Source organism: Rossellomorea sp. YZS02 (genome assembly GCF_033963925.1).
Taxonomy (GTDB): Bacteria; Bacillota; Bacilli; order Bacillales; family Bacillaceae_B; genus Rossellomorea.
In genome coordinates this window covers 108,740-124,036 of the sequence record NZ_JAXBLY010000013.1, presented here as the reverse complement: position 1 = coordinate 124,036, position 15,297 = coordinate 108,740, and the positions used below count along the sequence as shown (strand labels likewise).

At 44.5% G+C, this 15,297-nt stretch carries 22 protein-coding genes; 20 read left to right on the top strand and 2 right to left on the bottom strand.

Annotated features, from left to right (window positions below; translation table 11 throughout):
• Window positions 1–137: 137 nt before the first annotated feature.
• The 12 genes from SLH55_RS14165 (at window position 138) to SLH55_RS14110 (ending at window position 8,418) form a co-directional block, all read left to right on the top strand.
• Window positions 138–797: a phosphoribulokinase gene (locus SLH55_RS14165; RefSeq protein WP_320323755.1), complete on the top strand. Its 660-nt coding sequence runs from the start codon at window positions 138–140 to the stop codon at window positions 795–797.
• Window positions 798–866: 69 nt separating this feature from the next.
• A complete protein-coding gene (locus SLH55_RS14160) occupies window positions 867–1,265 on the top strand; it encodes a hypothetical protein (protein WP_320323754.1) in 399 nt (132 codons plus the stop codon).
• Between the two features lie 66 nt (window positions 1,266–1,331).
• The gene (locus tag SLH55_RS14155; protein ID WP_219167559.1) at window positions 1,332–1,754 is read left to right on the top strand and encodes an NUDIX hydrolase; all 423 of its coding nucleotides are present in this window, start codon (window positions 1,332–1,334) and stop codon (window positions 1,752–1,754) included.
• A 12-nt stretch (window positions 1,755–1,766) separates the two neighbouring features.
• Window positions 1,767–2,012 (top strand): hypothetical protein, encoded by a 246-nt coding sequence (locus SLH55_RS14150; protein ID WP_320323753.1) that lies wholly within the window; start codon window positions 1,767–1,769, stop codon window positions 2,010–2,012.
• Window positions 2,012–2,827, top strand: a complete 816-nt coding sequence (locus SLH55_RS14145) for a DUF2268 domain-containing putative Zn-dependent protease (RefSeq protein WP_320323752.1) — start codon at window positions 2,012–2,014, stop codon at window positions 2,825–2,827. Before SLH55_RS14150 ends, SLH55_RS14145 begins: the two co-directional genes overlap by 1 nt.
• A gap of 5 nt (window positions 2,828–2,832) precedes the next feature.
• Entirely contained in the window at window positions 2,833–3,771 is a 939-nt protein-coding gene (locus SLH55_RS14140) for an aminoglycoside phosphotransferase family protein (RefSeq protein ID WP_320323751.1), read from the top strand.
• A 58-nt stretch (window positions 3,772–3,829) separates the two neighbouring features.
• On the top strand, window positions 3,830–4,144 hold the full coding sequence (locus SLH55_RS14135; protein ID WP_320323750.1) for a hypothetical protein: 315 nt from the start codon (window positions 3,830–3,832) through the stop codon (window positions 4,142–4,144).
• 30 nt (window positions 4,145–4,174) lie between these two features.
• Window positions 4,175–4,753, top strand: coding sequence for a GNAT family N-acetyltransferase (locus tag SLH55_RS14130; RefSeq protein WP_320323749.1), 579 nt, complete (start codon window positions 4,175–4,177; stop codon window positions 4,751–4,753).
• On the top strand, window positions 4,750–5,274 hold the full coding sequence (locus SLH55_RS14125) for a 5' nucleotidase, NT5C type (RefSeq protein WP_320323748.1): 525 nt from the start codon (window positions 4,750–4,752) through the stop codon (window positions 5,272–5,274). Before SLH55_RS14130 ends, SLH55_RS14125 begins: the two co-directional genes overlap by 4 nt.
• Before the next feature lie 31 nt (window positions 5,275–5,305).
• Window positions 5,306–7,246 carry a DUF2207 domain-containing protein gene (locus SLH55_RS14120; RefSeq protein ID WP_320323747.1) on the top strand — a complete coding sequence of 647 codons (1,941 nt, stop codon included), beginning with the start codon at window positions 5,306–5,308 and terminating at the stop codon, window positions 7,244–7,246.
• Window positions 7,247–7,283: 37 nt separating this feature from the next.
• Window positions 7,284–7,874 carry a non-canonical purine NTP pyrophosphatase gene (locus SLH55_RS14115; protein ID WP_320323746.1) on the top strand — a complete coding sequence of 197 codons (591 nt, stop codon included), beginning with the start codon at window positions 7,284–7,286 and terminating at the stop codon, window positions 7,872–7,874.
• A 358-nt stretch (window positions 7,875–8,232) separates the two neighbouring features.
• Window positions 8,233–8,418, top strand: coding sequence for a hypothetical protein (locus tag SLH55_RS14110; protein WP_320323745.1), 186 nt, complete (start codon window positions 8,233–8,235; stop codon window positions 8,416–8,418).
• A 54-nt stretch (window positions 8,419–8,472) separates the two neighbouring features.
• Here SLH55_RS14110 and SLH55_RS14105 read toward each other — a convergent pair whose 3' ends face one another.
• On the bottom strand, window positions 8,473–9,174 hold the full coding sequence (locus SLH55_RS14105) for a DUF421 domain-containing protein (RefSeq protein WP_320323744.1): 702 nt from the start codon (window positions 9,172–9,174) through the stop codon (window positions 8,473–8,475).
• A gap of 178 nt (window positions 9,175–9,352) precedes the next feature.
• On the opposite strand from SLH55_RS14105, the gene SLH55_RS14100 reads away from it, so the two are divergent.
• From SLH55_RS14100 to SLH55_RS14080, 5 genes are all read left to right on the top strand, one after another.
• Entirely contained in the window at window positions 9,353–9,550 is a 198-nt protein-coding gene (locus tag SLH55_RS14100) for a hypothetical protein (RefSeq protein ID WP_320323743.1), read from the top strand.
• The gene (locus SLH55_RS14095) at window positions 9,547–9,849 is read left to right on the top strand and encodes a hypothetical protein (RefSeq protein ID WP_320323742.1); all 303 of its coding nucleotides are present in this window, start codon (window positions 9,547–9,549) and stop codon (window positions 9,847–9,849) included. Before SLH55_RS14100 ends, SLH55_RS14095 begins: the two co-directional genes overlap by 4 nt.
• The gene (locus SLH55_RS14090; protein WP_219167552.1) at window positions 9,846–10,142 is read left to right on the top strand and encodes an RNA polymerase alpha subunit C-terminal domain-containing protein; all 297 of its coding nucleotides are present in this window, start codon (window positions 9,846–9,848) and stop codon (window positions 10,140–10,142) included. The genes SLH55_RS14095 and SLH55_RS14090 overlap by 4 nt, the downstream gene beginning before the upstream one ends.
• A 151-nt stretch (window positions 10,143–10,293) precedes the next feature.
• Entirely contained in the window at window positions 10,294–11,127 is an 834-nt protein-coding gene (locus tag SLH55_RS14085) for a hypothetical protein (RefSeq protein ID WP_320323741.1), read from the top strand.
• 40 nt (window positions 11,128–11,167) lie between these two features.
• Window positions 11,168–12,334 (top strand): hypothetical protein, encoded by a 1,167-nt coding sequence (locus SLH55_RS14080; RefSeq protein ID WP_320323740.1) that lies wholly within the window; start codon window positions 11,168–11,170, stop codon window positions 12,332–12,334.
• 64 nt (window positions 12,335–12,398) lie between these two features.
• Here SLH55_RS14080 and SLH55_RS14075 read toward each other — a convergent pair whose 3' ends face one another.
• On the bottom strand, window positions 12,399–13,178 hold the full coding sequence (locus SLH55_RS14075) for a class I SAM-dependent methyltransferase (RefSeq protein WP_320323739.1): 780 nt from the start codon (window positions 13,176–13,178) through the stop codon (window positions 12,399–12,401).
• A 57-nt stretch (window positions 13,179–13,235) separates the two neighbouring features.
• Between SLH55_RS14075 and cidR the strand changes: the two genes are divergently transcribed.
• From cidR to SLH55_RS14060, 3 genes are all read left to right on the top strand, one after another.
• Entirely contained in the window at window positions 13,236–14,129 is an 894-nt protein-coding gene (gene cidR, locus SLH55_RS14070; RefSeq protein ID WP_219167859.1) for a cidABC operon transcriptional activator CidR, read from the top strand.
• A 189-nt stretch (window positions 14,130–14,318) separates the two neighbouring features.
• Window positions 14,319–14,855, top strand: a complete 537-nt coding sequence (locus SLH55_RS14065) for an acyl-CoA thioesterase (protein WP_320323738.1) — start codon at window positions 14,319–14,321, stop codon at window positions 14,853–14,855.
• On the top strand, window positions 14,852–15,226 hold the full coding sequence (locus SLH55_RS14060; protein ID WP_320323737.1) for a hypothetical protein: 375 nt from the start codon (window positions 14,852–14,854) through the stop codon (window positions 15,224–15,226). Before SLH55_RS14065 ends, SLH55_RS14060 begins: the two co-directional genes overlap by 4 nt.
• Window positions 15,227–15,297: the final 71 nt, after the last annotated feature.

The window sequence follows — 15,297 nt, the reverse complement described above, 5'->3', positions numbered from 1 at the left end:
TTTCTGGCCATGATGATCAAGCAGCTCAGGATGCGTGGACAGTAGGTTGAAATGAGGCACCCTGACGGAGTGGAAGAAGATGATACAGAAATCGATATCAGCGGAGAGGATTAATACGTTAGAGAAGGGGTCAATACATGGACAAATTTCTACATACGATAGCCAATCAATTGAAAAATCAAGAAGAACGAATGATCGTCGGCATTTCAGGTCATGGTGCATCGGGCAAAACGACATTCGCGAAGCTGCTGTTGAGGCATTTTGGGGAAGCCAATTATATCAACACCGATCCTTATATCGTGAATTCGTCTGTCAGGAAACATTCCTTTATTGAATATGAATATGAGAACGAAATGCATCAGTCGAAGATGACTGCTTGCCATCCCGACGCCCATCATCTATTCTCCCTCGATCGGGACGTGAGGATGGTGAGGGAGGGGATGGATTTCTACACGCTGGACGTTCCCTATGAACCGAGCCGACTTATCTCTTCACGTAAGAAACTGACCATCGTCGAGGGGATGTCGGTTGCGTTCAGTAAACCGGAATTATATGATCTGAAAATCTACTTCTACAGAGATGGAGAGACGGAGCTGAAGAGACGTGGCATCCGCGACGTGAACGAGAGGGGTATGGAAGTAGATTATTTACGGAAAACCCATGACGAGCGGCGAATTCAATATGAAGTCTTCATGCATCCGAAGAGCGAGCTCTTTGATATGGTGGTGAGGAATTCGGATGAGGGATATTGGGTGGAGAAAGAGTTGAAGGAAGAAGGTAAAGGAAATAGTTATTGAGTGTAATGGGTTATTTTGACATAATTGGTAGTGTAAGAATATACACTATGCCAATAGGATGTGGGAAGAATGAAAAGACCTTTGGGAGTATCGGTGATTGGATACTTTTATATGTTTGGCGCGGCGGTTTTACTATTCACCGCCATTTTTTATCAGGCAGGTGCGGACGCCATCAGTATTTCTGAACGATTTGGAATTTCTATCCTCCCTGAAAGGATGATGAGGATCGTCCTGGCCTTCTTTTCTCTGTTGATGGTGTACGGATACATGAGATTGAAAAAATGGGGTTTCTGGTTATTCCTTTCGTACTCAGCCCTGTTTGGCTTGATCAGTTCCGTGCTAGCAACGAACCAGCCTCAACAACCTTTTATAGGAAATGTTGTGTTTTCGGTCATTGTCTTAATCTATACGATTTATGTGAAAGGGGCATTTTTTTCGACGGCAGAAACGAGGGAGCCCATTTTATAAGGAATTTATATTTCGGGAGTTTATCGTGAAAGGTAGGCTCCTTTTACCAATGAAGGAGGAATTTTTATGACACAGCAAACATACACACCGCCAAAGCATATCGTATCGGCGGCGACAATCGTCATCAATGAACAGCAGGAAATCTTGTTAATTAAAGGGCCAAGGCGCGGATGGGAAATGCCCGGTGGACAGGTGGAAGAAGGGGAATCGTTGAAAGACGCGGCCATCAGGGAGACGAAGGAGGAATCGGGTATTGATGTTGAAATCGTATCATTCTGCGGTGTGTATCAGAATGTAAAACGTTCTATATGCAACACCCTGTTTCTCGCGAAGCCTGTTGGTGGTGAGCCGACGACTTCATCTGAGAGTCTTGAGGTAGCATTCTTTCCGATTAAAGAGGCGCTTGAATTGGTGACGCACTCGAATTTTAGAGAACGGATTGAGCACTGTTTGAATGCGGAGCAGCAGCCTTTTTATGTTGAATTCTAGGAAGGGGATTCTATGAATTTAGTATTTTGGATCTTTCTAAGCTTGATGTTGGGATATGCCCTCCTTATGCTGGGACCTCTTGCAGGGGGAATAATTGCGTTCGGGCTTGTGATGGGTACTTTGTTTAGAGGATTGTACTTACTGAACGATATCCATAAAAGGTTGAAGGAAATGGCGCCTGGAAAAGATCGAGTGGGAGAAGTATATGAAGCGTACTTAAAAAATCGGGATCGTACTAGGGATGAGGGGAAGGGTTAATGAGTGAAGTAGACACAACACACAGATTGACTCAAATGGAACAGTTCATCCATCAATTGCATATAAAGCCCATGAGTGATAGAGAAAGGTTATTTATGGATACGTTCCAGATGACAAAAGAAGAGCTTGATTCCATGAGATTTCTCGGCATGTTTGATATTCAAGCAGATGTTGAGTCTTTGGAAAAGCAATTTGACAGGTTGCAACGATTGGATTATGAGTCTTATATTCAAACCGAATTGAGAAGGCTGCAATTGGCATACCCTTCCGATAAACCCATTCGACTTGAGTTGTTTATGTTGGACGAACATGACGAGTTTGTGAAGAACAAGCTCGGGGGCGTTTCAGCCTTTACCGATTGGAATGGAAAGATGTGTTTTATCGTGCAGGCCGATGGAGGTGTAAAAACCACTTTAAAGTCGGTGATCTTCCATGAGTACCATCATCACTTGAGAATGTGTAAGCTCAACATGACCGAAGGAAATGAGACTCTGTTGGATCGATTGGTTTTAGAAGGGTTGGCGGAGCATTTTGTAAGGATTGAATTGGGCGACGCCTACATGGGGCCTTATAAAAGTGTACTCTCGGAAGAAGAGGCACAGAAACTGTGGAACACAAGGTTTAGGCATCACATTGATGATAGAGGGGAAATGGCCGATTCCTACATCTTCGGAAATAAAGAAATGGGACTCCCTTTTTGGGGTGGGTATTCATTAGGCTATCACCTTGTTGAGTGGTATATGAATGAAAATAGTGAGTGGACAATAGAGGAGCTTACCGAGCTCCCTTCAAAATCGTTCTTATTAGAGAGGTGATAAGATTGAATAGAGACAATTTGAAATCCAACCTCCTAGACAGGTTCTGTATTTCCGATGCTGATTTTCTAGGTTCCGGTATGGAAGCCGAGGTATATGCTTTCAATGATGAAAGAGTGTTGAAAATCTACAATGACATGTCTGATGCAGCAAGGCAAGAGAGATTAAAAGATTTCTATTCCGGATTAAAGACGGATCCTCTAAGCTATGAACTCCCTTATATCCTTGATATCTCAGTAGAAAATGGAATGTTAGTGACGATTGAAAAGCGGATGAAGGGGAGCGATATGCAAAGCAAGCTTCCGACGATGACTTATGATGAGCAAACAAACATGATGAAAACGTATCTTCAGGCAAATATAGCACTGCAATCCGTACAAGGAAGCTCTACTATAGAAGGATTCCAACTATTTCATGATTCTCGATTAACTTTAGATCGTGTGGATAATTGGTTCGATTTATTAAAAGAATCCATTGTAATGAAGCAGCTGGAGTTGAAACCTTATTTTACAAGGGATGTCAAGGACTATGAGAGAAAGATGAATCTTGTGATGGAAAAGCTTTCAACAGGATATGAAGGGGAGTACTCCATCATCCATGGAGACTTTTATCCCGGCAATATCTTAATCAATGAGAAACAAGAAATAACGGGTTTGATTGATTTCGGAATGCTGACCATGTATGGCGATTATTTATTCGATGTGGCCATCGGATGGGCCTGTTTGGATATGTATAATCAGCTGAATGCCAATTTAGCCGAAAGGTATTTGGAAGTGATTGTATCCACTTTAGGAGAAAGGGTTAGGAAAGATCTTTATTTCTATGTATTAATCTATAGTTTAATGACAGCGAATCTATATTCTCCTACCTGTGAGGACGGTCATTACCAATGGTGTGTGGAGAAGTTGAATCGTGAAGAGTATTGGAAGGTAGTATTTGACTGAAAATTGAAACTTTTACACAACCCCACTCGTAAGTATGGTTATACGAGGGGGAATATATATGAGGAATTTCATTACAAAAACATCAGTAGTGACGGCGGCGGTAATGGCTATCGGTATTTGGATCGGAAGCCTTCTGTTCTCCTTTTCTTACGGAGAATGGAGCTTTTTTATTGGTCTTGGCATAACAGTGGTGCTCTTCTTTTTCAACAGTAGCGGCGGTATGCTATCTAAAAATGCAACTCTTGATGCAAGTCAAGCAGGGTGGAAGATTCAAAAGGATAATGAATTGAAGTCCAATGTCGGGTCAGTGTTTTATGGGGTCCTGATGTTTACGGGTATCAGTTTTGTTGTGATGATAGTGACGTATTTATAATGAACATCTGTTTCGGATAGGAGTGACATCATGTTCTATTTTTGTGGCACCCCAACCATCGAAACCGATCGGCTCATTCTTCGTAAGTTGTGCCTGGATGATACACAAAGTGCATTTGATCACTGGCTTTCAGACGAACGGGTATCTGATCATCGGGTCAGCCCTGCTCACAAGAATGTTGCAGAAACAAAGGTACGGATGGAGAAGGTTGTAGGTGGGTACGATTCGAAAGAGTTTTGTTACTGGGGGATAGAGCTCAAAGATGGTCAAGTTCTCATAGGAGAGATTGATTTATATGACTTTAACTCTTCCACCGGTAATTGTGAGGTTAGTTATTCTATTGGGTACAATTGGTGGAATAAGGGATATGGGACTGAAACATTGAAAGCAGTCGTGAAATTTGCCTTCATACACATGAACGTCCATAAACTATCTGCTGCCCATAATACGGATAATCCGGCTTCTGGAAGGATCATGGAAAAGGCAGGGATGAAACAGGAAGGGATCATCCGGCATATGATTCGAAATGCGAAAGGTCAGTATAAAGACTGTGCGGTTTATGGGATCCTTCGGGAGGATTATGTTGGAGAGGAAGAAGGTAGCAAATGAAGAGAATAGCCATTGATATGGATGAAGTAATGGCAGACTTACATAAGAAACACTTGGATCTATTTAATAGGGATTATAATGAAAATCTGACGATAGATGATTTAATAGGAACCAGACTATGGAAAATCCGGCCACATAATGCTGATGACATCCTTGCTTATGTAGATGATCCTACGTTTTTTCGAGACTTGGAAGTGATGGAAGGGAGTCAGGAAGTGATAAAAGAGCTGAATGAATCCTTTGAGATTTACATTACGACTGCGGCAATGGAGCATCCTAATTCTTTCATGGCAAAATATGAATGGCTAAAGGAACATTTCCCGTTTCTATCAGACTCTCAATTTGTCTTCTGCGGGAACAAAAGTATTATTCATGCAGACTATTTAATTGATGATAGTCCCAGACACTTCAAAAACTTCAGGGGAGAGGGGATATTATTTTCTGCTCCCCATAACCGTTATGAGTCGGGGTATGTACGTGTAGAAAATTGGGAAGAGGTGCGAAAGTATTTTTTATCATAAGTAGATTCACCTGAAAGGAGGAAGGCTGTCGATGATGATCAAGAAGCTGCTCATCATGTTTATTCTGGTCTTTTCCTTTAGTCAGACAGCTCATGCAAGATCCTACAGTATCGATGAAGTACAAATCCGTGCGTGGATCCAGCCGAATGGAAATCTTCTAGTCAACGAAATGTTCACGTATACGTTCGAGGGGAAGTATACGAGTGTCAGGAGGTCCATTCATGAGGATCACCATGATGGCGTCCAGTGGTTCGAAGCTTATGAACTTCTCAATGATGAAGCGGAGCTAGGCTTCCTTGAGGAAGGGGATATGCGCCAACTTGATAGTAAACGGGAGGATGGCACGTACCGTTCCCCATTTCCTGTCGAGGATGCAACGAAGACCATTGTTTATGTGTATGAGCTAAAAGATGCCGTGGATTCGTATGATTCCTATAGTGATGTGACGGTTCCCTTTTTCGGATCATGGAGCAATCATGATGTTGATTTACATAACGTGACCATTGATTTTGTTTTCCCTGAAGAAATCGATCCTGGGGAGTATCACGCTTTCTTTCATGACCAGAAGGGGAAAGTGGAGGAGAAAGGGCCAGAGGTGGTTCGTTTTACAACGCCTGTGTCGGATATGTATTCCTTGACGGAAACACGTCTCCTCTATCCTTCTTCTGTCATGACTGCACAGAAGAAGATGGCTGCTCCGATGTCCCTGGATCAGGCCATTCAGGAAGAAGAGGACAGAATGATACTGCAGGCTAAGAGAGAAACCCAAATGAAAACCGTCAATAAGGTGCTGGGAGGGCATGCCGTATCTTTAGGTGTGATCCTATTGATCATGTTGCTTGGTTTCCTGATTGGTAGAATCAGAGGCAGTGGCACAACAAGGGATGTAGTGGAAGCGGATCCGCTTCTTTTATATATGGTGCATAGAAGAGGGAAGTTCACCCATGGTGCCTTGATGGCAGGGTTGTACTCGTTGGTGGAAAGCGGGAAGGCGACAGTGCGGACACAAAAGTCGACGACCCGTTTTCTCAGCGATGCCCGTTCTCCTGATGAGACCCTGTTCTTCACCCTGACACCTGATGGAAAACCCTTGACACAGATCGAAGAGAAGCTGGTTTCCTGGGTCTTTAAACGAAAGGGGAAAAACGGTTCTGCGTCGTTTGCGATGACTGATCTTGCCGGGGCCACGAGAAGTGAGAAAGATCTTCGTCGTCATGTAAAAAAATATCATACCAAGGTCAAAATGCTAAAACAACAGGAGAAGGAATGGTTTGCCGATTTGATAAAAGGAGCCAAGGAAGCGGGACTTCTCCATGACCGCTGGTTCCATTTTGTTACGAAGCTTGTGCCTCTTTCCACAGTAATCGGAATCTTGGTTGCTTATTATTTTGATGGCCAAACGGCATTTGCCCTATGGGTGTATGGAATCATAGGCAGTGCATCCCTTGGCCTGGTATGGTGGAAGCAAGAAAAGAAGTGGCCGATTCTCGTATTCGGGGTTATTTCATTCTTTGCTGCCGCCCAACTTCAGCAAGAAACGGCACTTTCCATTCTGATCCTGTGCATTTTTGTAACCTGCCTTCTTCTGTTCATGGTTCCACGCCATACGTTGTCGGGTCCGGGACTGGATGTAAAAGCAGGCATCCGCCGATTCCGGAAACAGGTGAAGAGAGAAGGATACCCGAATGTTCGTGGAGAGGAACTGGATACGTGGATGATCCGAACCCTCCTGTTTGAACGGAAGAGGAAATTAAGAAAGATGGCAAATGCCGGAGTGGCAGACCGTAACGTGATGTCAGCTGCTCCTCTTACAGCCCTGATTCTTTCAGATCAGAATCCTCATGAGTTTCTCACAAATTCATGGAAGTGGAGCGGTCCACCTCCAAGCGCTTCATCCAGTTCCTCTGACGGTGGATATTCCGGTGGAGGGGGAGGATTTGACGGCGGAGGTGGAGGAGCCGGAGCTGATTGATGTCGAAAATCAAATCATCCCTTAGGAGGAAGCATATTTGATCGAAATACAAAAGAAAACCGAGAAAGAAATCATCTTCGTCACCACCAACAAGGGGAAAATTGCGTCAGCGCAAAAGGAATTAGAGAATATAAAGGTTTTGCCGATCGAAGCGGAATTAATCGAACCAAGAAGTGATGATATCAGGGAAATTGCAAAGCAGAAAGTGATGCAGGCTTATTCCATCGTGAAACAACCCTGCATCGCACTGGATTCAGGCTTTTTTATCCCGGCGCTGAATGGTTTCCCGCGAGCGTATGTGAATCATATGCTGGATACAATCGGGATTGAGGGGATTTTAAAGCTGATGGACGGTGTGGAGAACAGGGCTTGCGAATTCAGGTCCTGTCTCGCTTATTATGACGGGGAAGAAATGAGATTATTTGAAAGTAAATCCCCGGGAGTCATCGCTGAGAAGATCAGAGGTTCAGACAATGAGAATAGCTGGTCCGATCTTTGGTATATCTTTATCCCTCGGCATTTTCGCAAGACGATGGCTGAATTTGATGAAGAGGATTTTCTGGAGTACACCCGGGTGAAGGAGAAATCCGGCATGAAGAAGTTTGGGGAGTGGTATTCAGGGTTGTGACAGGGGGGATGGAATTGGTCAGTGGTTTGTTAGCGATCGCAATTGTTCTTTTAATTATTGGATTTTGGACACCCGTGGGCTCAGGAACGACTTTATTAGTCGCGTCTGTTCTTTTCATAGTGGCATTGATTCTTTCCCTTAAGAAAAAAAGGAGTCATTAAAGGGGCTGAGTTTTTGTGTTTATATCCCAAAAGGTGAATATAGTTGTGGCAGTCGTTATGTATTGGGTGATTGCTGCATTTGTAGTAAGTAGAAATCATGAGTTTATAAGCAATCCATTATTATTCTCACTCACCGCCATTTTGTCTTGTTCATTCACAGTGCAGCAATTGCTTAAGATCTGGAGGATGGAAAAATGATGAAAAGGAAAAAAATAACTCCGCTGCAACGGGTGTTTGGCTATTTCATGTCCTTTCTCGCTATCATCCATGCTTATCAGAGCTGGGTGGATGGGCGGAAGATTTCTTTTTTTCTTTATGGTTTGGGAGGGTTGCTTCTTATTCTCATGTACTCTAACAGTTTTGCAGTAAAGGAAAGAGAATGAAGGTGCCTTACTAATCAAAGAGACTGCCCATGAGGCAGTCTCTTTCCATTTCCGTTAATGAACCGTGTCATCATACCGATCCACATGTAGTGTACCGTCCTTCTGAATTTCAGCATAGAACACATCTGAGATAGAGTGAATCCCTTTTGTGGTCAATTGCTGTTTCAGCCACTGTTCATCTACGGGAAGTGCTTCGATGTTCTTGTCATTGATATTCCCGTCCTCGATTAATGCAGTGGGGATGGGGATGACGTGACTAGTCGTAAGGGAAGGGTTCAACCGGTCGCTCTTGGTCACTGTCTGCTTGCCTTCTTTTTTCATGACGGACAGGGTTCCGTCTGTTTCCATGATGGCGTAATCGACATCCTGAATGGAGAAGACGTTCTTTTTTCGCAAAAGGACATTCAGGGCATCGATGTCGAGACGCAGTTTCTTAAGTTCCCCTTCAAGTACTTCGCCTTTTCGTACGACTACACGGGGAGTACCTTCTACAAGACTCCTGAAGGATTTCGATTTCAGGTCCCAATACCCCATCAGGATGGTGAAGATGCTCCAGCCGGCCAATGCAATTATCCCATTTCTGACACTGATGGACGAATCAATGGCAAGTGATGCGCCTAACGTTCCCAATGCAATGGCAGAAACAAAGTTGAAGAACGTCATCTGGGATATTTCTTTTCGTCCCATTAATCGCGTAAAGACAAAAAGAAATACGAAGGACAGAAGAAGTCTGATGAATAATTCAGCGATACTCATAGGCACTTCCTTTCTTCATCAATCATTCCTCTTTACTATGCTCGATTAGGAGTGCATTTATGACAAAGGAGGCATTCTGGAACAGGTGGTACCCTAAAGGTATTCCATTATTATTTATCATGGGAAAGGATTGAAGAATATTGAATATTTTGGAATAATAAAGAGGAGGAGGGATGGTATGAAGATCAATGTCTATCTCATTCGTTTATCCTTTTCCATCATGCTGATCTTTGGTGGGACGCTTTCGATCTATTATTTGAAGTCAGGAGATATTCTTGTATATAACCTAATTGCCACGTGTGCAGGGGTAATCCTTCTTTTGGCTTCGTGGATGTGGAGAATCTCCAATCATAATGAGAAGGGGGAATTGGTATGATCGTTTGGCTGAATGTCGGTAGCCTGCTACTAGGGCTTCTAGCTTGGATGCTTCCACTGGTGGACTTTGTGAAGAAGCAGAGAAATGTGCAAACCCTTGCCGTCATGAGCATGGGCGCATGTGCCCTGTCTTTATCTTTCCAGATATTCTATCACTATCATCTGGTCCAAATCGGGGATTGGTCAGCGATTATGGACATAACAGGCTCCACGGCGTTCGCTTCTGCGGTGCTGATCATCGTAACGATTTTCTTAAATGCTGTGACCCTGATTCGGCATAGGAAAGGGGTAGCAGCATGACATCTAACGGAAACGAGAGAGTATGTGACAACGGACATAGCTATGTGAAGAAGAGTGATTGCCCGACCTGCCCGATTTGTGAAAGGGAACGGAAACCTGACAAAGGATTTCTGTCGATTCTCTCAAGTCCTGCGAGAAGAGCGTTGGAGAATAATGGGATTACGACGCTTGATGAGCTGGCTGGATTCAGTGAGAAAGAGATTCTTGCTTTTCATGGGATGGGGCCTTCTTCCATTCCAAAGCTTAGGAAGGCGCTTGGGGAGAAGGGATTGTCGTTTAAAGATGGGAATTAGAAGAATGTAAACTACATAAAGATTTTTCTTTCTAAACCGATTTTCAAACTGAAAATCGGTTTTTTTTACATGAAAGAAGGTGGAATTACCGACAAAAATAAACAGAAAATGTCGAATAGTGTCTATGGAATAGTTGAAAGGAGGTGACATCATGAACATCAAGCCATTCCTTTTAATCAGTATTTTGATAGGGGCAGCGGCAATCCTGCCGATTCATACATATGCACAGGATCATAGAGGGAGCGACCATCGATCCGAGAAAGCAGAAGTACATACGGATGCAAAAGATAAAGAAATGAAAATGGAAAAAACGATCCCTGATCCTAAAAAGCAGAGTGACCAAGGCAACCTGGTGAAGAATCCTGGTCCACCTCAGGGGATGCCGGCGAAGGCTCACGTGCCCAAAGAGGATAAACGGCCAAAGAAGGCTGTGCCTCCTGGTATCAATCAAAGGGCTGAAGCTCAGAAAAATCGATTTGTGAAAGCAGTAGCAGTGGAAAAAGGGACAGCGGATACAAGAAATGTGAAAAAAGAGAATCCAATCAAGATCACTACTCCCAAAGCCCATTCTGAACCTCTCACTGCCGAAAGATATAGAGTGAAAGAATCAGTTGAGAAGCTGTCATACGGCGTTTCACAGGTGGTAGAGAAAGAGATTGAATCTCTTCCCGAAAAAAAGAAGACAACGCCTCAAATCCCTGTTCAAAAACCGATGCAAAAACCGGATGATCAATCACCGTCCGGGAAACCGGTCGATATTGAGGTTATCCACACCTCATCGAATCGGAACCAGCCTTCTGGAGGGAAAACACAAGATATTCCCGGCACGGGAGCAAGTTCGAGCTTCATTGCAGGGAGCTTCCATTGGGAAACAGGATTGTACCTTGGCAACATCTATCATGACTCTGAAGTGCAGTACTGGTACCATTGGATGAATGCCCCGCCATCACCGCCACCCGAGAAATCTCCTTTTCTTACCGTTTAAATGTACATAAATAACGATAATGAAGAGGAGAAAAATGAACATGAAAAACTCAAACAAATGGATGAAATCACTGGTTGTGACAACAGCATTGTCATTTGGACTTATGTCTGGAGGCACGTTCGCTCAAGCGGCGGGAATGGATAAAGAAAAAGGGGAAGACGTAAAGGCAGAACAAGCCGTCCACTCCCAAAAGACCCATGATAAGGAAGCTCATGTGAAGCCACAGGCTCCTGAACAGTCGAAAGCAGAAGAAAACCAACAAAATGCAGAGAAGCAGCGGGAAGAAGCTAAAGGGCAAGCTGAAGAAAAAGCCAACGAAAAGGCCGATTCTATTAAGCCTGAAGTGAAGCCTAATGTGGAAAAAAAAGCCGACCAACCGGAAAAAGCCGAAAACAGAAGGGTGAATTCACAAGCGAGTGAGCATGCCAGTGAAACAGCTGTACAACATGCAAACACGAACTCAGCGATTTTATCCCCTGCTCCTACAGAAGGATCAGATGAACAGACAGAAGAGCCTGGTGAAGAATCTGAAGTCGTGACTGACTCGAATGAGTCTGATGAGGCAGAATACACATACGGATCAGACTCTGCTTCTACAGCAAATCCTGAAGGTCAGGATTTTTATATCGGGAAGTTAGGATATGGAAGCAAGGTGCAATTCGATACGACCACTGGCGGCGGCATTTACTTCAGTAGTGACAGAGCAGAGGAAGCGACGTACCTTTACGGATACTGGTTCCTTTCCGGAATGCAAACCGCGCCGGACGGAATTTCTCCAATAGAGTGGGGAGAGAATCAGGCGGCCCTTGCTCTGGAGACGTATGAAGCGATGAAAAGTGTTTATGGGACAAAAGTTAAACCTGTCATTTTCATTGATGTCGAGCCTGCTTACACGGGCATGAATAGCTATGATTATGCGAACAATCAATTGATTTACAGTGCATTCATTGATTACCTTTTGAAGAATGGGGAAGGGATCACACCTGGTACGTATTCTTCTCCCTGGAGCTGGGAAGTGTCTATGGGGGAATACTCTCCAAGCACGCCTGGTGCCTATTGGGTTGCCTATTACCCGATGGATATGCCGACAGATCTGACAACGGACAACTTGGAATGGATCGCATTCCCGGGTACCGACGAACAGGCTCAGATTTGGCAATACTACGGGGGACAAGATGACTATAATGTCTCTTGGATGCTTCCTTAATGTAGGAGTTTGGGAGAATACTAGTTTCATAAAAAATCCCGGAGCGTGTCTGCTCCGGGATTTTTTACTTCCTTCCACATATGATCATCCCATGACCGAGAACTTTTTTATTTAATAGAATCCTTGGCAATGGAATGGTGTCTGACAGTTTACAGTCTTGTATGGAGGACACGTTTTTCTTCAAGAAAAGCCCGTTTACATCCCCGAATGTTTTCTCATCCAGAAATAAATCCATAAAGACAAATGTACCGCCGGGCTTTAAGGTTCTCAGCGCCTCCTTGACAACTGCTGTCTTATCGATGGAATCCTTCACTTCATGAAACGTGAGGCAGCTGACCACGACATCGAATTCCCCGTCCTGGAAAGGGAGCTTCGACGCACTTGCTTTCAAAAAATGAATCCGATCTGAAACCCCTTCGATATCAGCGTTCCTTTCGCACTGATCTTTCGAATATTCCCAGTTTTCTCCCCAATAATCAATGCCGGTAAGGGAGGAATGGGGAAACTTCTTCGCGAGTTTGATGATCAGGGATCCGCTTCCTGTCCCGATATCTAGGATGTTCCCCCCGCGATTATCCACTTTCGAGACGATGACATCATGAATCTTCGATTGATAGTTTCCGCCAATTCCCGCAAATTGATAGATAGAATAGGAGAGGATAAAGACGATGTAAAGAAACGGTAACGCAAGCAATCCTGACAAGACGCGTAGGGGAGTCGGGATGGGAAAGAATGTGACCATCAGAAAAAGAAGGGAAATCCCCAGGAAAATAAGAAGTTTATTCATTCGAATCCACGTTTGATACTTTGGTTTGGTTGTCAATCGATTCGCCGTCCTTAACATTTAAAGTGAGTTTGATATGATTATAAAGGAATGACCATTGAAAGAGAAGGTGAACAAGTGGATATCAGGCACTTGAAATATTTTATAGAAGTAACGAGATTCAAGAGTTTCACCCGTGCAGCGGATCATTTGTTTGTGACCCAGCCGACGATCAGTAAGATGATCCGGAACTTGGAGGATGAGCTTGGTGTTGAGCTGTTCGACCGTTCCCGGAAGCAGCTTGTGCTGACGGATGCGGGGCGGGCGATCTTGACTCAGGCTCAGACGATCGATAAGGCGTTCGAGAACGTTCAGCATGAGCTCGATGACCTGATTGGACTGCAACGGGGACATATTCGGATCGGTCTGCCGCCGATCATGGATGCGGGTCAGTTCATCAAGGTGCTTGGGGAATTCCATAAGTTGTATCCAGGCATTACATTCCAGCTCATCGAGAATGGGACGAAGCGGATTGAAGAAGATATCCTTGCCGACCAGCTGGATGTCGGTGTCGGGGTGCTTCCGGCTTCAGAGGAAGACTTTCATCATTTTTCGTTTATGAGAGAAGAACTGAGGATTGTGGTTCCTCGTGGCCACCGGTTGGCGGGGAGGAAACAGGTGAAATTAAAGGAGCTTGAGGACGAGCAGCTCATTCTTTTCAATAAGGATTTTGCCCTGAATGACCGGATCCGTGAGGCGTGTAAGGAAGCGGGGTTTCTTCCGAAAGTGGTATCCGAAAGCTCTCAGTGGGATTTTATCGGGAAAATGATTGAAGCGGAACTTGGGATATCAATCCTGCCATTCAGTGTGTATGAGCAGTTGAAGGAGGATCTGGTCGCGATCCGGGTAGTGAAGCCTGTCATCGAATGGGACCTCGCCATCATCTGGCGAAAAAATCAATACTTGTCGTATGCCACGAAAGAATGGCTGACCTTTACCCAGGAACGATTAATGGGGAGCATTTCCGAGTGAGGAATGCTCTTTTTTTTGTCCCGATTCAGGAAAAATGGGGATTGATACCATTCAATTGTAAGCCGTTGCATAGACAGTGTCTATGGTGGTGATGAGGAACATTCATTTCACTTATTGTGATGACGGGCGTACACTTTGGGTATCAAACGTTTGAAATACCATTTACAAAACAGAAGGGACTTGTTTCTCATGCCAAACAAGAAGCATCCGAAAGAGAGTCTGGTCGTCAGTACGGACCAGGTCATGATCAATGATTTGAACAACTACAACACCCTGTTCGGCGGGGTGTTGATGAAGAAGCTCGATAATAATGCGACGTTATCGGCGAGACGTCATGCACGGGTGAAGGAATGTGTGACGGCATCGACCGATTCTATCGACTTTCTGTATCCGATCCATCAAAGTGATTCCGTATGCGTTGAATCCTTCGTTTCCTATGTTGGAAATAAATCGATGGAAATCTTCTGCAAGGTGATCGCAGAAGACATGATCACAGGGGAAAGGCGGATGGCGGCGACAGCATTCCTGACCTTCGTCGCACTCGATGAAAATAAAAAACCTGTTAAGGTGGCGGAAATCGTACCGGAAACAGAAGAAGAGAGATTCCTGTTCGAATCCGGGAAGGAACGAGCCGAAAGAAGACGGGTCCGCCGCAAGCAAAGCAAAATCCTGAATGACATCATCGGTCTCGAAAAACCTTGGAACATGGGAGGGGAAGCATCATGACCACAATGATTGCAGGAATGAACGAACTCCACGAAGCCAAAAAAGACGTGGAAGCACTGAAACAGGACTACCCGGAACTGAATGAACAGCTCGTCCACGTCACGAGCCTGACGCGACAGCTGCAGCTGAAGTACGGATACATGGGGTCCCTGATACGGGATAAGGAGCTGCCGGATTACGAACCGCAGTTTGTGCGGGACTCGATCCTCTCACTCTATCAGGAAGAGGTACAGAAACTGAAAGCTCATCCGAATATCGTTCAGTTGAAAGACATTATGAAAAAGCACAGACAAATCAGTGACTCGAAGTTGTTCTTATTGATCCTTGGTGCGAAGCCGGAACTGCTGCAGGGATCGACGATTATAAAGTAATCGAGAGTGGAGCCGGAAGAGGGGAGTCTTCCGGCTTTTGATTATGGTTATTGTTAGGAAGTGGCACAAGT